This is a genomic window from Pseudomonas sp. JV414, from assembly GCF_032424305.1.
In the GTDB taxonomy this organism is placed as follows: domain Bacteria; phylum Pseudomonadota; class Gammaproteobacteria; order Pseudomonadales; family Pseudomonadaceae; genus Aquipseudomonas; species Aquipseudomonas lini.
The window spans coordinates 498,300-517,831 of record NZ_VYKC01000022.1; the positions used below are offsets into that span (position 1 = coordinate 498,300).

Sequence of the window (19,532 nt, forward strand, 5' to 3'; positions counted from 1 at the left end):
GAGGGGAGAGCGATGGGTAGTCCGATTGAAATACCTTTCACCAAGGCACTTGATCTGCTGAATTACGTTTCTCCGTTGAACCCTGACTGGAGGGAGAGCGGGTACATCTTTAGAGGTCAGCCAAGTGACGAATACTCACTCACGCCCTCTGTTTGCCGACGTGGTGCAGGTTCTTTTGCTCATGACTCCCCAAGAAGAGTATTTGACGAAACAAGTTCAGGTCAGGTTTCGTTCGAGTATGAAGTTCTCAAAGAGTTCCTGCTCGGCTGTGACCGGGCCGGGTTAACATTGCCCGGCTATAGCGCACAATTTATGAGCGCGTTATCTGATTCGTTCTACTACGACAATTACTTCGAGACTGGCAAACCTTGGCCGCCTGCAATGCTTCATGAGATCATGGCTGTCGCACAGCACTATGATGTACCAACGCGCCTTCTGGACTGGACAGAGCGAAGCTTTGTGGCCTGCTATTTTGCAGCCTCCTCAGCAAACTTCAAGCTTGAGAGAGGAGATGCAAAGCTAGCGGTTTGGGCGTTAGATACGACTCATTCGGCCAAGTGGAAAACGGTCCAAGTAATTAAGACTCCGGGTGGCACCAGTAAAAACCAAGCGGCTCAGTCTGGGCTGTTCACTACACACAACATCACTACCTACGATATTCGGGATGTGTACAAAGTTGAAGCACTTGAAGAGGTGGGTGAAATATACGTCGAAAGCTCTAGGGCACTCATGAAAATGACATTGCCAGTCAGTGAAGCCCCAGAGTTGTTGGACCTTTGCTCTAAACTTGGGGTTGATGGTTCTACACTTTTTCCCGGCTATCATGGTGTGGCGAAGAAGGTGAAGGACTGGGTGAATATCGAAACTGGAGTAAGACTGTCTCAGTCAGCTCTTGATGAATATCGTGAAACTTATAGTGATCCAAACTAAAAAGTCGCTATCCGGTGGGGGCACTCTGTTGAGTCGGTGCATATGCTGGCGGGGATTGTGATGGGTCAACATCCATCGCTGGGTTCTTCCCGGTTTTCTTGCCGATTTCAATCGGATAGCGTTCGTATGTAATTGAATCAAGGAGAAAGTGGCGGTCGTGCTTAACAGAAATTAATGTGAGCCTATGTGTAATCAGGTGTCCAGACGTATTGGTGTATAAATTAAAGTTGGTTGGTGACTGTTGTAACTCCTGATTCTGGTTCTAATAACCATCCTGTTTCCCTGGTGATTGTTCAAATTTATTTCTGTGTGTTGTCACACAGGAGATTGCTGACATATCTGATTATCAATCAGAAGTCGCTTCTTGAGTTTCAACTCTCCAATACAATCAGTGTCAGCAAGTGAGCGCAAGCGAATGCTTTTCAGAAGAGAGGATGAGCGAAGCCCTCTCAGTTCTTGATCTTATTCCTGTGTGTAACACAGAAAATAAATAATTTTGAGCAGCTATTCTGTGTTGCACACAGTAAGTGTTATACTTTTTTTTTCACTTCGTTCGTCTTTCTCCTTCCTATTTCCAATACACCACTGTGGTTACAACCACAGAATATACTATTCAAAGCTTTCGCTTTAACAGTCGTTCGCTTTCGCTCTCTCTCTTTCCGTCGTTAATTAAAAAATGATCAATCGTGACTGCATTTGCGATTCTGGTCATGATTTGGGTGGATGGTTCAGAAGTTGTTTTTCTTTTTCGATGCTAATTAATGCTGCTGACGGAATGCCCTCAGTGCCTCACCATACGCTAGGTAATCACCAGCTGAGCGTAGAGCAACAATGTGCTCTGGCACATCCAGTAACTGTTTGTAAGACACGAGAGTCACATGGGAATAGGCGAGCTTGGATTCAACCTTATATGCGTCCTCATAGTACCGTAACAGTTCAGGTCGTCGCAGTAGGTAACAATGGATTCCATGGGCAGCGTGTCGCGCAGCTTTGATAACACGTTGAGCCTTTCGAAGCTGTGTACCATGAGCCACCAATGTATCCACCTTGAACTCACGCAAATACAATGCACCTACAACTTCATTCATAGCTACGTTACAGACGTTCTGAGACTGCCCAGCAGCTGTGAGGCAGCTCCCAAAGATAATATTGTCGAGCCATAGGGGGGTTGGTTCGCCCGGCTCATTTGTCAGGACTTCAATGGCAATGTGGGCTATTGGATTGGTAGTAGACACGGATTTGCGACCGGCTCCCTTCGGATTGGTCGGTGCAAAATCGTTAGTGGTGGGAATCAAATTTAAAGCGCAGTTGTACGACATGGATTGTTCTCCTTTTTTCAAGTTCAAGTCATAGGCAATTCCTCTCGGTAGCTGCCGGATGTTGTGGTAAATCACAGACATAAAAACTCCGCATGATGCACTGAGTCGGGATCGACCAATGATCGCATCGAGGTTTTGAAGGTGTCTGATTGAGCGGAGACTTGTACAGGAATACACGCCGCTCGTCAAGAAAAGCTTGACAATCTGACTTCTCTAAAGAATTTACCTTCGGTGCGTCATGGATGAGCGGAAAATGGACTTACGGTGGAGCCGTAGTGGTAAATCTCAACAAACAAAAGCCCCGCACAGACTTGCTAAGCTGTCGGGGCTATGGATGGGTAGGGTTGCATTGGGAAACCACCTGTATCGCGTTATACGAGGTTCTGTCTGGTGTCGCTATGTTAGTCAGGCACTACGAGTTGCTCACCGAAAACATCACTGACTTCCCGTTCCACTTCAGCCAGCAGTTTTGCTCGTTTGTCTGAAATCTTCTTCTGCTCTGCCAGTTCTGCTTTCTCCAACAATTGTTGGGTAAGGAGTTTACGGTATTCTGTAAGCTCTGTTTCCAGCTCAATAATGTAGTCTTGCTTTACTTTCTCATCAATGATCGCCAAGTCGGCAGTTTGCAAGTGCTGTGGTTTGGTCATGTGACAGTGATAGTTCATGTTACCCATAGTCATAGGATACCGATCGGTCAAGATATAGCCCTCACCAACCTTCTCAATCACCTTGGTAAGAAAGAGATATGGAAGCTCTTCCCGTACCATCTCACAATTTTGGTCAGTTGACCGATACATAGAGTGAAAACCCTGCTGGCGTTGCAGCAGTTCGTTGGCGTCATACTTCCTAGGCACACCCTTGATGCTGATTTTCGGATTGCTCATTTTGATTCCTCTTGGAGTTGTGCAAGACGACTACGCATCTTGGTTAGTAAGGTTGTTTGGTATAGTTCGTTAGTAAGCTTTACAGGTTGATTGGTAATGGTAGTAGTTATTGTATTTGCAATGCTAGGGGCAACCTCCTGTGCATGTACTATATTTTTCTTTGCCTGTTGCTCTTTGGCTTTTCGTGCGAATGCTCGTTCTAGCCCACGACTAAAGTGATCCAAGCCGGTACTCATTTGTATCGCTCCTGAGCTTCATGAAGTGCTGACATTCCATGCTCTGTGGTAAGACGATCAATAATGTCAGTAGCTCTTCGAGCTTCAACCTTGTCACCTGTCTCAAGTGCGCATTGTTTCAAATGCAGAAAGTGAACGATCTGCTTGGTTGCAAGGTGCCGGTCCATATCAATGCTATTCTCTATATTCATGCGTTGTTTATCCTTTGTTTATTTTTATAGAAATACACCTGGCATATGGTTAAAAACGCTATTTCAACCTATATAAGCCATGGTGTGTAGACGTGCGAAAGTGGCAACCTAGGGCATAGCCCAGGATGGCGTTTATTTGATACTGTGACGCACTATAGAAGGTGTTGCCGATACTTGTTTAGGTACGCTTTAGCAACGACTGTGCCAGTGAGAAACTGGTCAGATAGATCATGTACACCAGCGTTTGGATTGCTGGTAATCCAATCGCGAATGGTTGCTTCCCGATCAACTGGTGTAGCTGTTAACTCTTTACGAGTTCGAGTAGTGACTAGCTGGATTTTATTCTGTTTGTTGCCACTGATTTGTTCCCTGAAACTTGTACAACTACCCATAAGCTCACCAACACTAACCTGTACTCCTTTGAGTAGTGCCTTCTTGTGAAGCTTGTAGAAGTGGTTTAGTATAATGATAGAGGCTTCATGAAAGCTATGGTCAGTGTCTAGTGCTGGTGGTGTTGGACTGGTTATCACCTTCTGAATGAGTTGTGAAGGTTTGTGTACGACTATGAAATTACTCATTGGTTTTTCCTTTTATGCGATACGTTCTATCCTCTACTGGGCAGGTTGAAAGTATTTTGGATTGATGGGGGTTTAGATGTTTGTTGCTTTTTTCTTCGCGTCAGTACGCCGGATGTTGTTGCTGGTCGTGGTAATTAAAACCTGCAAGCAATGTTGGTAACTTTTATGGCCAGCACGACGCATGAGTTCTTCAAGTTGGAACACAGCTCGTTCGTTCAATTGCACTCGCATCTCATGCATGCTCCATACTATGGACTACACGATCATGGACAAACTGATTGATCGACACACCATGAAATTCAGCAGCATTCCCGATTGCAGCGAAGTGAGTGGCACTGAAAATTAGCTTCACAGGCACCGTTGGTGTTTTGTTTGCCCTCCAGCGAATTCCGCGACAGGTAGATGAGCAAGTGACCGCGTGGCTACGAAAGCCAATCATTGGTTTGTTGCAAGCTAGACAGAGTTTTACGACAGGCATGGTGATACCTCCATTTGAGAGTTGGTTATAAAGAGTTGAATATGTTGTGGTGCGGGCAATAAAAAACCACAATCTGTGATGATTGTGGTTCTAGAATTTAGAGGAGAGAGCTATCAACATAGCCGTCGAGAATCGGCTAAGAACCTAACAGGCGTACCATGAAGAGTGGTGATGAGGTGTTGGTTATCTCCCTCCTAATATGAACAATAATACGCGAATGATTATCATTTGTCAATAGGTTGAGCTTATTTGTCAACCGTTTTCTTCAACTTTCTTTCAAAGTCAAAGTTGAGGTGATGTTGCTTAGCAACGAAAGATGTCCCAGTGCTTGGACCTTCGCTTTGATAGGAATACGACTGCCGTATACACCGAAGGTTACGGCAGAGTCTTCATGCCCAGCGATACGCTTGATCAGGGAGTCTTGCATCCCGGCGTCTCTAAGGTCATCGATCATTGTGTGCCGGAAGCTTTGAAAAGTTTTCTTGGGATCGGTAATACCCATTTCGTCTTGTACATGCCAATCCATTTGGATGAGGCAAGGCAGCCAACTCCTAATTCATCATGGCTGCCCGTCCGGTCTAATCAATCGATTAAGTGCAACACGTCTCTGACGTTCAGGTGAGAGTAGCGCGCTACGGATCGTGTATCTCTATGTCCTGAGACAATCATTATTTGGGCGTTGTTGAAACCCTTCTTTGCGACATTGGTAATTCTGGTGTGTCTGAGCTGATGCAATCGGACGCTACTGTCTAAGCCTGCCTTGACTCGTGCCAATCGGACTGCCTGAGAAACGGCATGTGGAGTGACCGGGAAGATCAGGTTGTTCGGGTGACGCTCTACAGTGGCGTACAGTTGCGCGAGTGCAAGAATTTCCACTGCACGGTGGGTGAGGGGAACTGACCGTGTGCCGTTCTTCCCATCGATCACATCGGCAATGCGTTCTTTGAGGTGCAGACAGTCTTTGGTCAGCTTCAGAATTTCGGATCGCCGCATGGCAGTCTCATATGCCAGTTCGACAATGGGTTTCATGATGGGTGACAGCTTCGCCAGTAACCGCTCAAGCTCGCTTGCACTAATCACTTTGTCGGAAGACCGATCAGGCTTTGGAAGCGCGATATCACTGACAGGGTTGTGAATGTCAATCAGTAGGCCGCGTTTAGCGAACCTGTAGAAGCGGGACATGAATGCGAGTTGCGTCCTGCACGTGGACGGTTTCACCTTCTTCAATCGCATAATCTTGAAGTCATTGATCATCTGCGGCGTGATTTCGTGAATGGGCTGCGTGAAATGCCTGCCCAGATGCTCCACGATTTTAAGTGCGTGGTCGTAGCTGCCTTTCCCTTTGAGCATGGTTTCGCAGTAGGTCATACCCAGCGTATATATAGTGTGATGCTTGCGTTCCACCGTCACGGCTTCGAGATGGTTCGCCCATGACTCAGCTTCTGCCTTGGTGCTGAAGGTTTTCGACTGGGGAGATTTGCCTTGAATCCGTACCTGAGCATTCCAGTTGCCGGACGGAAGTAAGCGGAAAGTGGCCATTTTTGACGCCTCATGATGTGAATGGGCGTTCTGTGAAATCCAAGAGCAGCAAGGCTTGCAGCTTGCGCAAGCAGACATTGACATGGTGGGGGTCGTTGGTTCGAGTCCAATCGCGCCTACCAAACAAAATCCGCTCTGCTGGGCGGTCTAGAAGGGCTCACCGAAAGGTGGGCCCTTTTTTGTTGTCTGCGATTTGCAAAACTCTGCAAGGATAGTTTCTGAACTAACACACCCATAACCGTCTACATTGCAGGGGGCATCCCCTTTCTGAGAGAACGGATATGTTTAGATCTCGCTCGTTGATTGCCGCTATGACGTGTCTTGCCTTGGCGTCCGCTTCAATGACTGCATTGGCCGACCCGGGAAACGGGAAGGGCCAGGGAAGCGGCAAGGGAAATCCACAAAACACTCAGGGCCATGGCAACCCCAGCCAAGGAAACAAAGGCAAAGGTTCAGGGGGTGACGATTGGAGTCACGGCCCGAGCATCAATCACGGAAGTGTTATTGGAATCGTGGGTGGTTATCGCGACTACTGGAGCCCCGGGCCCGCCTTGCCACCCGGTATTCAAAAAAATCTCGCACGCGGAAAACCGCTACCGCCGGGGATCGCCAAGAAACTTGATGGCCGATTGCTCGGCAGGCTTCCACACTACGATGGCTACGAGTGGCGGCAGGCGGGAACTGACTTGATATTGGTGGCCATTGCTACCGGGATCATCTACGAGGTTCTCAATGGCGCATTCGATTGAAGTGAAAATGACAAAGTCCAATCGCGCCCTCGCTGCATAACGACCAGTAAAACTATGGGAAGCAATGTGCATTGTTCGATAACTGCACATTGCCTGCCCGTTGGTCGTTGACCTTTGAACTGTGTGGGGCCGAAAGGGTCAATTACTCCGTGCAATATCAACCTCACGGAACCCACCCATGTTATTAAAAAACAAGAGTTTTGCCGCTGTCATGTCATGCGTGATGATGCTTGCAGCCGCCCCATTATTGCCCGCTGACCTGTCCATCATGAGTTCCGCCTACGCGAAAGGTGGTGGTGGTGGTGGTGGTGGTGGTGGTGGTGGTGGTGGTAACGGCGGCGGAAATGGTGGTGGTAACGGTGGTGGCAATGGCGGTGGTAACGGCGGTGGCCACGGTGGTTCCGGGCATTCCGGCGGCGTCAGCAATGGCCACGGCAATGGCTTGAGCAGTGATCACGCAGGTAAAGCTGTCCGCGACCGTGGTATCAGTGGCAATCACTACGGTAGCGATCGTAATGGCGATAGCGGCCATGGTTCCGTGACTTCGGGCATTGCGAATTCCCGGGATACGCGAGGAGTGACGAAAGCCTCTGCCATTTCGGCCTCTACGCCTGGTGATCACAACACGAAGGGGTTGAGTAAGGCTCGCACTTCGACTTCAAAAAGAACGGATTAAGTCCAACGTTCTCAAAAGCCGGGTATCCCATCAGGAGCCCGGCTTTTTTGCGCCCGCTATTTGCCAATAGAGTCTGACGTTAAAACAACCGGCGATGGGTCGCCCTGATGTGCGGGTAATCAGCAGAGCCAGGTGCGTGGGCAAATCATCATCCGATGAACTACTACTGTAGGGCTGTTTCAACTTCGTCTATAAGGAGTATGTCGATGCTGGCTCACTGGTTTCTGGCGGCGATTCATCTCTTGGCCTTTGCGCTGGGCTTCTGGGCGGTACTGACTCGTGGTACGGCTTTACGTCGTCTGACTGCCGGGGTGGGGGAGGCGCGCAGCGTTTTGGTTGCGGATAATCTGTGGGGGATCTCTGCAGTCATTCTTTTGGTCACGGGTGGAATACGAGCCTTTGGCGGGTACGAAAAAGGTACTGATTACTATCTCCACCAACCGCTGTTTCATCTCAAGATGACGCTCTTCGTCCTTATCCTGTTGCTTGAAATTGCGCCGATGGTGACGCTGATCAAATGGCGGATTGCGCTGGGGCGTGGGGCGGCTATCGATACTGGGCGCGCAACGCTGTTTGCCCGTATCAGTCATATCGAAGCGCTACTGCTGGTGCTGATGGTCGTGGCTGCCGCGGGCATGGCGCGTGGGGTAACGTTTGGTTAGCCGGGAAGGAAGACGACCTTTCTCGCAGCAAATCCGAAACGTCTGACAGTCAGGTATGGGGCGAGGGCGGTAGTATCGGCTCCACATTGTGAAGGCATAGCAAAGAGAGGCTGGGCGGAGAGCGATGCGGTGCTTGAATCTTTAGCCAGCCGTTATTCGAGGCTGAATGGGCTGGCTACTGACCACAGCAGGATTCAGGGTGTTTGCGGCTTGTCTGGGGCGGTCAGGCCAGCCTGAATACGTTGATAAATTTCTTCGCGATGCACCGCAACGTCTTTCGGGGCGTTGATGCCAATCCTGACTTGCTGGCCGCTAACGCCCAGAATGGTGATCGTTATGTTGTCACCGATGTTTATGCTTTCACCGACTTTGCGGGTGAGTATCAGCATGGTTTTCTCCTTGATTGCTTGTAGGGCACCTGATTCGGACAGTGCAGAGGTCGGTATAGGTATAGATTAGTGCGAAGTCTCGCAGTTTGGGTGCCTCTTTCTGACGCGCAGATGCTGCATTAATTCCCAAGGCGTAACTATACAGAGGCCGCAACCATCATTCTCGTTGTTTTGCGCCCATTTTGCGGCGCTCGAACAGGATCCATGAGTGTTAAAATCGCCGCTTTCAGCATTCAGAGGGAAGCGTTGTGCGCAAAATGGCCTTGGTAATCGCAGTATTGACGTTGGTCGGGTGCGATGAGGGTAAGGGGGTTAGCGCGCAAAAGCCGCAACCGACAGTCGCTTCCGCACCCGCGGCGACAACCGGTCCGCAATGGGACGTCGAGGTACGCGGCGAAACCCCCCAGGCGGTCAGCGACCTGAGCGGCTGGTTGATTGAGCATAGCTTCGTTTCCAGCGTCATCAGGGAGAACGGAAAGGTTCGTATCCTGATAGGACCGTTTAATTCGAAAACCGAGGCAGAAGCCAAACAAGCCGAAGTGACGGCAGCGCTCACTCGGGCGAAAAAAAGGAACATCGAGTCGCTGGTCGTTGAGCACCCGACGGCTCAGTAACCAAAAGCGGCGGTTAGAAACGAAAAAAGCCTGGGGTGTAATGCCCCAGGCCTTTGTGTCTTCAGCGGCCGGTCAGCCGCAGGTTTTCATGTCTACCGGGCCGACAAACTCGTTGCCCCGCCCCATCACGCACGCCACGCTCTGGTTGCGCTGACGTTCCCATGCCTGTACCGGATAGGTCTTGTTCCAGGCTTCATACAATTGCCGATCCTGTTTTGACAGGCGCAAGCCGTACTGCTTGCTCATGTAGAAGTAAGTCCGGGCGATCATGCCGCGAATGGAAGGGCGGGGCATGACCTTCTTCGCCTTGAAGTCGACCTGTGTCAGGCACGAACCGTATTGACCGGTTTGCACCGGCAACCAACCGAAGCTGAAGTTGCTGCGATCGCCATTCACCTCGCCGATGCTCGGCACCAGATTGTGCAGATCGGCCTCGGCTTTCTGATAGGTCGGGTCATACCGCGTGCAGTTCTTGCGACCACCTTGTTGCCAGCATTCGCGCTGATGGCCGATCTGCCAGGCCGGGACAATGTGCTCCCACTCGATGCGCGAGGCGCGTTTGGCATTTTTACGCGGCACATAACCGCAGGCAGCGAGGTCGATACGGTTGCCAGTGTATTTGCAGCCGCAATAAAACTCGGTGGATTGCGGTGCATATAACTTCCACGCGACTTTCTTGGCTTCGTTGAAGGTGCGTGGGGCGCCAGCCTGGGCGCCGAGGGCGATGAACAGAAGCAGTAAAGCAAACCATCGGACACTCATTGACTCAATCTTCCTTCGGTACAACCCAGAAAATCTGCACACCGCCATCGTCGCGATGGGCGAGGGTGACGTTGTCGTTCTCGTCGATTTCTTCGAGCAAGCGTTCCCACTCATCCACGGGTTCATCCGGAAGACGAAAGATCAGTGCTGCTTTGGCTTTCTGGGCGGTGGGGGAATTGATGATTTTCTGAACGCGCATACCCAGGCGTTCATAGGTGTCAGGAGAGACAGAGGTAGTGGCCACGGAATTATCCTTATTAAGCTGTACGTGCATACAGTATTTAACTGTAAGCATTTTCGCAACTGCTTAAAATTCAAGAAAATCCTCTGACAGTAGTTTTTTCCGTTTGGTGTAGGACGGTGGGATTTTTTTTATCGGAAAAGTCGTGAACCACTCACCAAGGTTGGCGAGTGGTGACAACGGTGCCCGACCCGGAACAGGTCGGGCGAGGGCGAATCAGTATTCCCAGAACATCCGTTGCAGCTCTTTGCTGTCGTTGGTCTTGGTCAGCGCGACCATGGCCAGGATGCGGGCTTTTTGCGGGTTCAGGTCGTGCGCCACAACCCAGTCGTACTTGTCGTCAGGCTGTTCGGCGTTACGCAGTACGAAACCACCGGCATTGACGTGGGAAGAACGAATGATGTGTACGCCGTCCTTGCGCAGGGCTTGCAGGGAGGGAACCACTCGAGACGAGACCGAGCCATTGCCGGTGCCGGCATGGATGATAGCTTTGGCGCCCGATTGAGCCAGGGCTTTGTAGGCGGTGTCGCTGACGTTGCCGTAGGAGTAGGCAATTTCGACGTCAGGCAGGCTCTTGATGGTTTTGATGTCGAATTCCGAATCCATGGTGTGGCGCTTGGCTGGCAAGCGGAACCAGTAGGATTTGCCTTCGACCACCATGCCCAGTGGGCCCCAGGCACTTTTGAACGCCTCGGTCTTGATGTTGATCATTTTGCTGACGTCGCGACCCGACTGGATTTCATCGTTCATGGTCACCAGTACGCCTTTGCCGCGCGCGTCTTTGCTGCTGGCCACGGCGACGGCGTTGTACAGGTTCAGCATGCCGTCGGCCGACATGGCGGTACCAGGGCGCATGGAGCCGACGACGATGATCGGCTTGTCGGTTTTTTCCACCAGGTTGAGGAAGTAAGCGGTTTCTTCCAGGGTGTCGGTGCCGTGGGTGATGACAATGCCATCGACGTCATTGCTGTCGGCCAGTTCGGCCACCCGACGGCCCAGTTGCAGCAGGTTGTCGTTGGTGATGCTTTCGGAGGCGATCTGCATGACCTGTTCGCCGCGAACGTTGGCCAATTGGCTCAGTTCCGGAACCCCTGCGATCAACTGTTCGATACCGACTTTCGCCGCTTGATAGGTGGCGCTATTTGCAGCGCTGGCTCCCGCGCCAGCAATGGTGCCGCCGGTGGCCAGGATCACCACGTTCGCCAGTTTCTGTTGGGTTTCGACTTCTTTTGCCTGAAGGGCGGAGGGCAGAAGCAATAGCAGGGCCAAAGCGCCCGGAATCAAAGTGTTGAAGGCAGATTTCATTATTGTTTTCTCTCGTAGTGAAACGGTGCGGATGCAGGTTCATCTAGACACGGCCCCAAGCAGATCTGAACGCCAGGGGTGTAGGAGAAGAGCAGGATCTGTACCAGTCCAACATTGGAGGTGAAGATCTTTTAACCTTCTAATTTTTATAGGAATTATTGAAAAGCACGGAATGATCTTCGCGCTTTCTCGTCCGGGTTTCCGAACATGTGTGATTTTTTTGTTCGGCTCTCCGACCTCCATTGAGAAAATCGCCTTGCCAAATCGGAAATCAGTGCTAAAGAAACTCCCGCGCAGGTCGATGCTCCTTTAAAGGAATCTTTCTCCAGGAGTTCACATGTCGTTTACTGTCGGTTTTCCAAATACAGGCGCCATCACTATCGCGGGCAAGTCCCCGGCGACCATCAATGCCTTGAGTGAAGCGACGTCCGACGCCTCGGCCCAAGCGCTGGGTGAAGAGGCGGGTAGTGACAACCAGGTCAGAACCGGTGGCGGCGCGCAGACTCAGGGCGAAAGCAAATCCGAAAAAAGCAGCAATCAAAGTATTGCGGTGCAGGTACTGCTCAAACGCATGCAGGAACTTCAGCAGCAACTGCGCGAACAGCAGCAGCAACTGGCGGCCGCTCAGGCAGCGAATTATCCGACCCCGGAAGCCAAAGCCATCGCTGTCATGTCGATTCAGGGGCAAATCGCCGATACCAGTGGTGCGCTCGCTCAAGTGACGGGCAATCTGGTGAAAGAGCTGGCCAAGGGTTCCAGCAGTGGCAATCTGGTAAGCACCACGGCGTGAGAAAAAAGGTTGGCTTTTGCCAATCGAGACACAAAACGGGTCGTTGACAAATCTCCATAGGGTTCGCATAGTTCGGTCTACGCAAACGTTTGCGCGGTCGCCTTTGATGGCTTGATCCCGTAAGGGCAGGTCCAGCGCAAGCGTTGCTCAGAATAATCATAAGATCGGAGTGAACCCATGAAGCTGCCATTCGCTGGACGTCTTCTCGCTGTCGCAATGCTGGCTGCCGCATCCGCCGCATTGCCCGTCTCTTCGGCTTTCGCCGAAACCCCTGAAAAACCTAAAGTCGCACTGGTCATGAAATCCCTGGCCAACGAATTCTTCCTGACCATGGAAGACGGCGCCAAGGCCTACCAGAAAGACCACTCCGGCGACTTCGAGCTGATCTCCAACGGCATCAAGGACGAAACGGACACGGCCGGCCAAACGCGCATCGTCGAGCAAATGATTTTGTCCAAGGTCAACGCATTGGTCATCGCACCGGCAGATTCCAAGGCCATGGTTCCGGTCATCAAGAAAGCAGTCGATGCCGGCATCACCGTGATCAACATCGATAACCAGCTGGACCCGACCGTGGTCAAAAGCAAAAACATCACCGTTCCGTTCGTAGGCCCGGACAACCGCAAAGGCGCGCGTCTGGTGGGTGAGTACCTGGCCAAGCAACTGAAGGCCGGTGACGAAGTCGGCATCATCGAAGGCGTTTCCACCACCACCAATGCCCAGCAGCGCACGGCGGGCTTCAAGGATGCGATGGAGGCGGCGCAGATCAAAGTCGTGTCCCTGCAGTCCGGCGATTGGGAAATCGACAAGGGCGGCAAGGTTGCCTCGTCGATGCTCAGCGAATACCCGAACATCAAGGCCCTGTTGGCCGGCAACGACAGCATGGCCGTCGGCGCAGTATCTGCCGTGCGCGCGGCGGGCAAGGCCGGCAAGGTGCAAGTGGTCGGTTACGACAACATCAACGCCATCAAGCCAATGCTCAAGGATGGCCGCGTCCTGGCCACCGCCGACCAGTTTGCTGCCCGGCAAGCGGTGTTCGGCATCGAGACTGCGCTGAAAATCATCAAGGGCGAGACAGTCGATAGCGGCGTCAATGGCGTCATCGAAACTCCGGTAGTGCTGGTTACCAAGTAGTCCTTCTGGCGACACAACGGTGCTCGCCTCTTGGGGCGAGCACATGGAGAGTTTTTATGTCCTTTTGCGCCCCGAACGCTGTCCTCTCGGTCAGCGGTATCGGTAAAACCTATGCCCAACCCGTCCTCACCGGTATCGACCTGACGCTGATGCGCGGTGAAGTGCTGGCGCTGACCGGCGAGAATGGTGCCGGCAAAAGCACGCTGTCGAAAATCATTGGCGGACTGGTCACGCCGACCACCGGCCAGATGCAGTTCCAGGGGCAGGACTACCGTCCCGGCAGCCGGAGCCAGGCCGAAGAGCTGGGCATCCGCATGGTCATGCAAGAACTCAATCTGTTGCCGACGTTGTCGGTGGCGGAAAACCTGTTTCTCGACAACCTGCCTAGCCACGGCGGCTGGATCAGCCGCAAGCAGCTGCGCAAGGCGGCGATCGAGGCCATGGCCCAGGTCGGCTTGGACGCCATCGATCCAGATACGTTGGTTGGCGAACTGGGAATCGGCCATCAGCAAATGGTCGAGATCGCCCGCAACCTGATCGGCGATTGCCACGTGCTGATCCTCGACGAGCCGACAGCAATGCTCACGGCCCGTGAAGTCGAAATGCTGTTCGAGCAGATCACTCGTCTGCAGGCTCGCGGCGTGTCGATCATCTACATTTCCCACCGCCTCGAAGAACTGGCAAGGGTGGCCCAGCGCATTGCGGTATTGCGCGACGGCAACCTGGTCTGTGTCGAGCCGATGGCCAATTACAACAGCGAGCAACTGGTCACCCTGATGGTCGGCCGTGAATTGGGCGAGCACATCGACATGGGGCCGCGCAAGATTGGCGCGCCGGCCTTGACGGTCAAAGGGCTGACCCGTTCCGATAAGGTTCGCGACGTGTCCTTCCAGGTGCGCGCCGGTGAAATTTACGGGATTTCCGGTTTGATCGGGGCAGGGCGCACCGAGTTGCTGCGCCTGATCTTCGGTGCCGATACAGCCGACAGCGGCACCGTCGCGCTGGGGGCGTCGGCTCAGGTGGTGAGTATTCGTTCGCCGGCGGATGCGGTCGGTCACGGCATCGCCCTGATCACCGAAGATCGCAAGGGCGAAGGCCTGCTGCTGACGCAATCGATCAGCGCCAACATTGCCTTGGGCAATATGCCGGTGATTTCCAGCGGTGGCTTCGTCAATAACGGTGACGAGATGTCTCTGGCCCAGCGTCAGATCAACGCCATGCGCATTCGCAGTTCCAGCCCGACGCAATTGGTCTCGGAATTGTCGGGCGGCAATCAGCAGAAAGTCGTGATCGGCCGCTGGCTCGAGCGCGACTGCACGGTGATGCTGTTCGACGAGCCGACCCGTGGCATCGACGTCGGCGCCAAGTTCGATATTTACGCATTACTCGGTGAGTTGACCCGTCAGGGCAAAGCGCTGGTAGTGGTGTCCAGCGACCTGCGCGAACTGATGCTGATCTGCGATCGCATCGGTGTGTTGTCGGCAGGGCGTCTGATCGACACTTTTGAGCGTGACAGCTGGACCCAGGATGATTTGCTTGCCGCGGCTTTCGCCGGCTACCAAAAACGTGATGCGTTGCTCAACGAAGCAGCGCCTAGGGATCTTCCATGAATACTGCATCTTTGGCCGGCAAACGTAGTGGCAACTTTTACGGCCTCGGCACTTATCTGGGCCTGGCCGGTGCCTTGCTGGCAATGGTCGCGCTGTTCTCGGTCCTGAGCAGCCACTTCCTGTCTTACGACACCTTCAGCACCCTGGCCAACCAGATTCCCGATTTGATGGTGCTGGCGGTCGGCATGACCTTCGTATTGATCATCGGCGGTATCGACTTGTCGGTGGGGTCGGTGCTGGCGCTTGCGGCCTCGGCAGTCAGCGTGGCGATTCTCGGTTGGGGCTGGAGCGTCTTGCCTGCGGCCTTGCTCGGCATGGCGGTAGCGGCATTGGCCGGGACTATCACCGGCTCGATCACCGTGGCATGGCGGATTCCGTCGTTCATCGTGTCCCTCGGCGTGCTGGAGATGGCGCGGGGTCTGGCGTATCAGATGACCGGTTCGCGCACTGCCTACATCGGTGATGCCTTCGCTTGGCTGTCCAACCCGATCGCATTCGGCATCTCGCCGTCATTCATCATTGCCTTGCTGATTATCTTCATCGCCCAGGCCGTGCTGACGCGTACCGTGTTCGGTCGTTACCTGATCGGCATCGGCACCAACGAAGAGGCGGTGCGTCTGGCGGGGATCAATCCGAAGCCCTACAAAATCCTGGTGTTCAGCCTGATGGGGCTGCTGGCCGGTATCGCTGCGTTGTTTCAGATTTCGCGCCTGGAAGCGGCGGACCCGAATGCTGGCTCCGGTCTGGAGCTGCAGGTGATCGCCGCGGTCGTGATCGGCGGCACCAGCCTGATGGGCGGGCGCGGCTCGGTCATCAGCACATTCTTCGGCGTCCTGATCATCTCCGTACTGGCGGCCGGTCTGGCGCAGATCGGCGCGACCGAACCGACCAAACGCATCATCACCGGTGCGGTGATCGTGGTGGCGGTGGTGCTTGATACTTATCGCAGTCAGCGCGCAAGCCGGCGGACCTGAGTCATGGCAACAATCAAGGATGTAGCGGCACTCGCGGGTATTTCCTACACCACGGTTTCCCACGTGGTGAACAAGACGCGGCCGGTCAGTGAGGAAGTACGGATCAAGGTCGAGGCGGCGATCAAAAGCCTCGACTACGTGCCCAGCGCCGTGGCTCGGTCATTGAAAGCGAAAACCACCGCGACCATCGGCCTGCTGGTGCCCAACAGCCTCAACCCGTATTTCGCCGAGTTGGCCCGTGGCATCGAGGATTACTGCGAGCGCAACGGTTATTGCGTCATCCTCTGCAACTCCGACGACAACCCGGACAAGCAACGCAGCTACCTTCGCGTGTTGCTGGAAAAACGCATTGACGGCTTGATCGTTGCCTCTGCCGGTGGTGACAGCGGCCTGGCCGAAGGTCTGGCGGGTGTGCGTACGCCAATGGTGATCGTCGACCGTGGGCTCGAAGATCTCGATGCCGATCTGGTGCGCATCGATCACGAATATGGCGCTTATCTGGCGACCCGGCATTTGTTGGATCTGGGGCATCGGGACATCGCCACGATTGGTGGGCCGGCGAGTACCAGCGTAGCGCAGATGCGTCTGGCCGGTTATTGCCGCGCCTTGAAAGAGGCGGGTGTCGAAGTGCCGCGCGAGCGCATGCTGGAAAGCGACTTCACCAGTACCGGCGGTTACAACGCCGCCGCGATCCTGCTGGAAAAGAACCCGCCCAGCGCAATCTTCGCTGGCAACGACATGATTGGCATCGGTGTGTTGCGCGCCGCCGCCGAGCGTAATATTCGTGTGCCCACCGAGTTGTCGGTGATCGGCTTCGACGATATCCAGATGAGCCGTTACGTCTATCCGGCGCTGACTACCGTGGGCCAGTCGATCCTGCAGCTTGGCGAGATGGCGGCCGAAGTGCTGTTGCGCAGGATTGCCACGCCGGGTCTGGTGACCGATCAGCGCATCGTGACGCCCAGCATTGTCCTGCGAGAATCGACTGCGCCGCTGGCCGGTGTGTTCGCCCACTTCCGTTGAAAACAGAAAGTCGCTGAAACCAAAAGCACCGCAGAAACAGAATTGACGAGTGATGTATGCCAGCAAAAGTAGTGGTAATAGGCAGCCTGAACATGGACCTGGTAACCCGGGCGCCACGGCTGCCCCGTGGTGGTGAAACGCTGATTGGCCAATCGTTTGCCACGGTTTCCGGCGGCAAGGGCGCGAACCAGGCCGTGGCCGCGGCGCGGTTGGGGGCGCAGGTGTCGATGGTCGGTTGTGTCGGCAGCGACGCCTATGGCGAAGCGCTGCGCGGGGCATTGTTGGCCGAGCAGATCGATTGCCAGGCGGTCAGTACGGTCGAAGACTCCAGTGGCGTGGCGTTGATCGTGGTCGATGACAATAGCCAGAATGCGATCGTGATTGTTGCCGGTGCCAACGGCGCGCTCACGCCCGAAGTGATCGACCGTTTCGACGCGGTGTTACAAGCGGCGGATGTCATTATCTGTCAGCTGGAAGTGCCGGATGCCACGGTCGGCCATGCTCTGAAGCGCGGTCGAGAGCTGGGTAAAACCGTGATTCTCAATCCGGCGCCGGCCAGTCGCCCGCTGCCCGCGGATTGGTATGCGGCCATCGATTACCTGATACCCAACGAAAGCGAAGCCTCGGCCTTGAGCGGTTTGCCGGTGGATACCCTGAGCACCGCCGAAACCGCCGCGGCCCGCTTGATCGCCATGGGCGCCGGCAAAGTGATCATCACCCTGGGTTCTCAAGGATCACTGTTCGCCGATGGCAAACGCTTCGAGCATTTCCCGGCACCGAAAGTGAAGGCGGTCGACACCACCGCGGCCGGCGACACGTTCGTCGGTGGTTTCGCAGCAGCCTTGGCGGCCGGCAAAAGCGAGGCCGATGCGATCCGTTTCGGCCAGGTCGCCGCAGCGCTGTCGGTCACCCGGGCTGGTGCGCAACCTTCGATTCCCACCTTGCCCGACGTACAGGCCTTTAAAGCACCATGAAAAAGACTCCTTTGCTCAACGTCGCGCTGTCGCGGCTGATCGCTTCCCTGGGCCATGGCGACACGGTGGTGATCGGCGATGCCGGCCTGCCGGTTCCGCCCGGCGTCGAATTGATCGACCTGGCCTTGACCCACGGGATTCCGGATTTCGTCAGTACCTTGAAGGTCGTGCTCAGCGAAATGCAGGTCGAAAGCCATGTGCTGGCCCATGAGATTCTCGACAAGAAACCGTCGGCCTTGAGCACCCTGGATGAACTGAATGCCGAAGGTGCGTTGGGCCGGCGTGAACTGCTCAGTCATGACCAATTCAAAGTACTCAGCCGACAAGCACGGGCGATTATTCGTACAGGCGAATGTCAGCCGTACTGCAACATCGTCTTGGTGGCTGGCGTAACGTTCTAACTTTCCGTTCTTCCCACGCACAAGGAGTGCGCTATGCACCGCTATGCTCAGAAACTGCACCACCTGCTCCGGAGTCTGCTGCTTTTGTCCCTGATTACCGCAACAAGCGCCCAAGCGGCGGAAAAGATCGACTTGATCATCGACACCGATCCGGGGGCCGATGATGTGGTCGCCTTGCTGTTTGCCCTGGCATCGCCGGAAGAACTGAACATTCGTGCGCTGACCACCGTTGCTGGCAACGTACGTCTGGACAAGACTTCGCGTAATGCGCGTCTGGCCCGCGAGTGGGCAGGGCGCGAAGAGGTGCCTGTTTACGCGGGCGCGCCGAAGCCAATGATGCGCACGCCGATCTATGCCGAGAACATTCACGGCAAGGAAGGCTTGTCGGGCGTCACGGTGCACGAACCGAAGAAAGGTCTGGCCGAAGGCAATGCGGTCAACTATCTGATCGATACCCTGAAAGCAGCCAAACCCCACAGCATCACCATCGCCATGCTCGGTCCACAGACCAACCTGGCGCTGGCGCTGATCCAGGAGCCTGAAATTGTTCAGGGCATCAAGGAAGTGGTGATCATGGGCGGGGCGCACTTCAACGGCGGCAACATCACCCCGGTGGCCGAATTCAACCTGTTCGCCGACCCTCAGGCTGCGGAAGTGGTGCTGAAAAGTGGCGTCAAACTGACCTACCTGCCGCTGGACGTGACCCACAAGATCCTGACCAGTGAAGCGCGCCTGAAGCAGATCGCCGCCCTGAACAACAATGCCAGCAAGCTGGTGGGCGATATTCTCAACGAGTACGTCAAAGGCGACATGGAGCACTACGGCATGTCGGGTGGCCCGGTGCATGACGCCACAGTCATCGCTTATCTGCTCAAGCCGGAGCTGTTCACTGGCCGTTCAGTCAACGTTGTGGTTGATAGTCGCGAAGGGCCGACCTTCGGTCAGACCATTGTCGACTGGTATGACGGCCTGAAAGCACCGAAAAATGCCTTCTGGGTCGAAAATGGCGACGCTCAGGGCTTCTTCGACCTGCTGACCCAGCGTTTGGCTCGCCTGAAGTAAGCTGTATACCC

23 protein-coding genes and 1 pseudogene are annotated in these 19,532 nt (G+C 54.3%); 13 read left to right on the top strand and 11 right to left on the bottom strand.

Annotated features, from left to right (window positions below):
- Positions 1-12 precede the first annotated feature (12 nt).
- The gene (locus F6R97_RS26280) at positions 13-930 is read left to right on the top strand and encodes an FRG domain-containing protein (protein ID WP_315867336.1); all 918 of its coding nucleotides are present in this window, start codon (positions 13-15) and stop codon (positions 928-930) included.
- Positions 931-1,688: 758 nt separating this feature from the next.
- Here F6R97_RS26280 and F6R97_RS26285 read toward each other — a convergent pair.
- The 7 genes and pseudogenes from F6R97_RS26285 to F6R97_RS26315 form a co-directional block, all read right to left on the bottom strand.
- Positions 1,689-2,330, bottom strand: a complete 642-nt coding sequence (locus F6R97_RS26285; protein ID WP_315867337.1) for a hypothetical protein — start codon at positions 2,328-2,330, stop codon at positions 1,689-1,691.
- A 320-nt stretch (positions 2,331-2,650) separates the two neighbouring features.
- Entirely contained in the window at positions 2,651-3,133 is a 483-nt protein-coding gene (locus F6R97_RS26290; RefSeq protein ID WP_315867338.1) for a hypothetical protein, read from the bottom strand.
- A complete protein-coding gene (locus tag F6R97_RS26295; protein ID WP_315867339.1) occupies positions 3,130-3,369 on the bottom strand; it encodes a hypothetical protein in 240 nt (79 codons plus the stop codon). Before F6R97_RS26295 ends, F6R97_RS26290 begins: the two co-directional genes overlap by 4 nt.
- Positions 3,366-3,560 carry a hypothetical protein gene (locus tag F6R97_RS26300; protein WP_315867340.1) on the bottom strand — a complete coding sequence of 65 codons (195 nt, stop codon included), beginning with the start codon at positions 3,558-3,560 and terminating at the stop codon, positions 3,366-3,368. The genes F6R97_RS26295 and F6R97_RS26300 overlap by 4 nt, the downstream gene beginning before the upstream one ends.
- A 152-nt stretch (positions 3,561-3,712) precedes the next feature.
- Positions 3,713-4,138 (bottom strand): hypothetical protein, encoded by a 426-nt coding sequence (locus tag F6R97_RS26305; RefSeq protein ID WP_315867341.1) that lies wholly within the window; start codon positions 4,136-4,138, stop codon positions 3,713-3,715.
- A 743-nt stretch (positions 4,139-4,881) separates the two neighbouring features.
- Positions 4,882-5,153 (bottom strand): annotated as a pseudogene (locus F6R97_RS26310) (integrase); the annotation flags it as partial.
- A gap of 45 nt (positions 5,154-5,198) precedes the next feature.
- Positions 5,199-6,155: a site-specific integrase gene (locus tag F6R97_RS26315; RefSeq protein WP_315867342.1), complete on the bottom strand. Its 957-nt coding sequence runs from the start codon at positions 6,153-6,155 to the stop codon at positions 5,199-5,201.
- A 281-nt stretch (positions 6,156-6,436) separates the two neighbouring features.
- On the opposite strand from F6R97_RS26315, the gene F6R97_RS26320 reads away from it, so the two are divergent.
- The 3 genes from F6R97_RS26320 (at position 6,437) to F6R97_RS26330 (ending at position 8,242) form a co-directional block, all read left to right on the top strand.
- Positions 6,437-6,904, top strand: coding sequence for an anti-virulence regulator CigR family protein (locus F6R97_RS26320; protein WP_038980091.1), 468 nt, complete (start codon positions 6,437-6,439; stop codon positions 6,902-6,904).
- Positions 6,905-7,082: 178 nt separating this feature from the next.
- Positions 7,083-7,580, top strand: coding sequence for a hypothetical protein (locus F6R97_RS26325; RefSeq protein ID WP_315867343.1), 498 nt, complete (start codon positions 7,083-7,085; stop codon positions 7,578-7,580).
- A 206-nt stretch (positions 7,581-7,786) separates the two neighbouring features.
- On the top strand, positions 7,787-8,242 hold the full coding sequence (locus tag F6R97_RS26330; RefSeq protein WP_315867344.1) for a DUF2214 family protein: 456 nt from the start codon (positions 7,787-7,789) through the stop codon (positions 8,240-8,242).
- 194 nt (positions 8,243-8,436) lie between these two features.
- On the opposite strand, the gene csrA is transcribed toward F6R97_RS26330, so the two are convergent.
- Entirely contained in the window at positions 8,437-8,631 is a 195-nt protein-coding gene (gene csrA / locus F6R97_RS26335; RefSeq protein ID WP_007905913.1) for a carbon storage regulator CsrA, read from the bottom strand.
- 248 nt (positions 8,632-8,879) lie between these two features.
- On the opposite strand from csrA, the gene F6R97_RS26340 reads away from it, so the two are divergent.
- Positions 8,880-9,245: a sporulation protein gene (locus F6R97_RS26340; RefSeq protein WP_048395122.1), complete on the top strand. Its 366-nt coding sequence runs from the start codon at positions 8,880-8,882 to the stop codon at positions 9,243-9,245.
- Between the two features lie 72 nt (positions 9,246-9,317).
- Here the strand turns inward: F6R97_RS26340 and F6R97_RS26345 are convergent, their stop codons facing one another.
- The 3 genes from F6R97_RS26345 to F6R97_RS26355 form a co-directional block, all read right to left on the bottom strand.
- Positions 9,318-10,007, bottom strand: a complete 690-nt coding sequence (locus F6R97_RS26345; RefSeq protein ID WP_038980094.1) for an endonuclease — start codon at positions 10,005-10,007, stop codon at positions 9,318-9,320.
- Positions 10,008-10,011: 4 nt separating this feature from the next.
- Complete coding sequence (locus F6R97_RS26350) at positions 10,012-10,302, bottom strand: DUF1654 domain-containing protein (RefSeq protein ID WP_038980095.1); 291 nt, start codon at positions 10,300-10,302, stop codon at positions 10,012-10,014.
- A gap of 162 nt (positions 10,303-10,464) precedes the next feature.
- The gene (locus F6R97_RS26355) at positions 10,465-11,553 is read right to left on the bottom strand and encodes an asparaginase (RefSeq protein ID WP_315867345.1); all 1,089 of its coding nucleotides are present in this window, start codon (positions 11,551-11,553) and stop codon (positions 10,465-10,467) included.
- Positions 11,554-11,890: 337 nt separating this feature from the next.
- On the opposite strand from F6R97_RS26355, the gene F6R97_RS26360 reads away from it, so the two are divergent.
- The 8 genes from F6R97_RS26360 to F6R97_RS26395 all read left to right on the top strand — a co-directional run bounded on the left by F6R97_RS26360 (position 11,891) and on the right by F6R97_RS26395 (position 19,521).
- Positions 11,891-12,343, top strand: coding sequence for a hypothetical protein (locus F6R97_RS26360; RefSeq protein ID WP_038980097.1), 453 nt, complete (start codon positions 11,891-11,893; stop codon positions 12,341-12,343).
- A gap of 177 nt (positions 12,344-12,520) precedes the next feature.
- Positions 12,521-13,477, top strand: coding sequence for a sugar ABC transporter substrate-binding protein (locus F6R97_RS26365; RefSeq protein ID WP_048395120.1), 957 nt, complete (start codon positions 12,521-12,523; stop codon positions 13,475-13,477).
- A 56-nt stretch (positions 13,478-13,533) separates the two neighbouring features.
- Positions 13,534-15,087: a sugar ABC transporter ATP-binding protein gene (locus tag F6R97_RS26370; protein WP_315867346.1), complete on the top strand. Its 1,554-nt coding sequence runs from the start codon at positions 13,534-13,536 to the stop codon at positions 15,085-15,087.
- The gene (locus F6R97_RS26375) at positions 15,084-16,061 is read left to right on the top strand and encodes an ABC transporter permease (protein ID WP_007905898.1); all 978 of its coding nucleotides are present in this window, start codon (positions 15,084-15,086) and stop codon (positions 16,059-16,061) included. Before F6R97_RS26370 ends, F6R97_RS26375 begins: the two co-directional genes overlap by 4 nt.
- A 3-nt stretch (positions 16,062-16,064) precedes the next feature.
- Positions 16,065-17,084 carry a LacI family DNA-binding transcriptional regulator gene (locus tag F6R97_RS26380; RefSeq protein ID WP_050682887.1) on the top strand — a complete coding sequence of 340 codons (1,020 nt, stop codon included), beginning with the start codon at positions 16,065-16,067 and terminating at the stop codon, positions 17,082-17,084.
- Between the two features lie 56 nt (positions 17,085-17,140).
- A complete protein-coding gene (gene rbsK / locus F6R97_RS26385; RefSeq protein ID WP_048395115.1) occupies positions 17,141-18,058 on the top strand; it encodes a ribokinase in 918 nt (305 codons plus the stop codon).
- The gene (gene rbsD / locus F6R97_RS26390) at positions 18,055-18,459 is read left to right on the top strand and encodes a D-ribose pyranase (protein WP_030132353.1); all 405 of its coding nucleotides are present in this window, start codon (positions 18,055-18,057) and stop codon (positions 18,457-18,459) included. The genes rbsK and rbsD overlap by 4 nt, the downstream gene beginning before the upstream one ends.
- A gap of 33 nt (positions 18,460-18,492) precedes the next feature.
- The gene (locus F6R97_RS26395) at positions 18,493-19,521 is read left to right on the top strand and encodes a nucleoside hydrolase (protein ID WP_038980104.1); all 1,029 of its coding nucleotides are present in this window, start codon (positions 18,493-18,495) and stop codon (positions 19,519-19,521) included.
- Positions 19,522-19,532 lie beyond the last annotated feature (11 nt).

Bases quoted from the DNA above. Each gene is read 5' to 3' on its own strand.
- F6R97_RS26280 (WP_315867336.1), top strand. From the start codon at position 13: ATGGGTAGTCCGATTGAAATACCTTTCACCAAGGCACTTGATCTGCTG.
- F6R97_RS26285 (WP_315867337.1), bottom strand. From the start codon at position 2,330: ATGTCTGTGATTTACCACAACATCCGGCAGCTACCGAGAGGAATTGCC.
- F6R97_RS26290 (WP_315867338.1), bottom strand. From the start codon at position 3,133: ATGAGCAATCCGAAAATCAGCATCAAGGGTGTGCCTAGGAAGTATGAC.
- F6R97_RS26295 (WP_315867339.1), bottom strand. From the start codon at position 3,369: ATGAGTACCGGCTTGGATCACTTTAGTCGTGGGCTAGAACGAGCATTC.
- F6R97_RS26300 (WP_315867340.1), bottom strand. From the start codon at position 3,560: ATGAATATAGAGAATAGCATTGATATGGACCGGCACCTTGCAACCAAG.
- F6R97_RS26305 (WP_315867341.1), bottom strand. From the start codon at position 4,138: ATGAGTAATTTCATAGTCGTACACAAACCTTCACAACTCATTCAGAAG.
- F6R97_RS26315 (WP_315867342.1), bottom strand. From the start codon at position 6,155: ATGGCCACTTTCCGCTTACTTCCGTCCGGCAACTGGAATGCTCAGGTA.
- F6R97_RS26320 (WP_038980091.1), top strand. From the start codon at position 6,437: ATGTTTAGATCTCGCTCGTTGATTGCCGCTATGACGTGTCTTGCCTTG.
- F6R97_RS26325 (WP_315867343.1), top strand. From the start codon at position 7,083: ATGTTATTAAAAAACAAGAGTTTTGCCGCTGTCATGTCATGCGTGATG.
- F6R97_RS26330 (WP_315867344.1), top strand. From the start codon at position 7,787: ATGCTGGCTCACTGGTTTCTGGCGGCGATTCATCTCTTGGCCTTTGCG.
- csrA (WP_007905913.1), bottom strand. From the start codon at position 8,631: ATGCTGATACTCACCCGCAAAGTCGGTGAAAGCATAAACATCGGTGAC.
- F6R97_RS26345 (WP_038980094.1), bottom strand. From the start codon at position 10,007: ATGAGTGTCCGATGGTTTGCTTTACTGCTTCTGTTCATCGCCCTCGGC.
- F6R97_RS26350 (WP_038980095.1), bottom strand. From the start codon at position 10,302: ATGCTTACAGTTAAATACTGTATGCACGTACAGCTTAATAAGGATAAT.
- F6R97_RS26355 (WP_315867345.1), bottom strand. From the start codon at position 11,553: ATGAAATCTGCCTTCAACACTTTGATTCCGGGCGCTTTGGCCCTGCTA.
- F6R97_RS26360 (WP_038980097.1), top strand. From the start codon at position 11,891: ATGTCGTTTACTGTCGGTTTTCCAAATACAGGCGCCATCACTATCGCG.
- F6R97_RS26365 (WP_048395120.1), top strand. From the start codon at position 12,521: ATGAAGCTGCCATTCGCTGGACGTCTTCTCGCTGTCGCAATGCTGGCT.
- F6R97_RS26370 (WP_315867346.1), top strand. From the start codon at position 13,534: ATGTCCTTTTGCGCCCCGAACGCTGTCCTCTCGGTCAGCGGTATCGGT.
- F6R97_RS26375 (WP_007905898.1), top strand. From the start codon at position 15,084: ATGAATACTGCATCTTTGGCCGGCAAACGTAGTGGCAACTTTTACGGC.
- F6R97_RS26380 (WP_050682887.1), top strand. From the start codon at position 16,065: ATGGCAACAATCAAGGATGTAGCGGCACTCGCGGGTATTTCCTACACC.
- rbsK (WP_048395115.1), top strand. From the start codon at position 17,141: ATGCCAGCAAAAGTAGTGGTAATAGGCAGCCTGAACATGGACCTGGTA.
- rbsD (WP_030132353.1), top strand. From the start codon at position 18,055: ATGAAAAAGACTCCTTTGCTCAACGTCGCGCTGTCGCGGCTGATCGCT.
- F6R97_RS26395 (WP_038980104.1), top strand. From the start codon at position 18,493: ATGCACCGCTATGCTCAGAAACTGCACCACCTGCTCCGGAGTCTGCTG.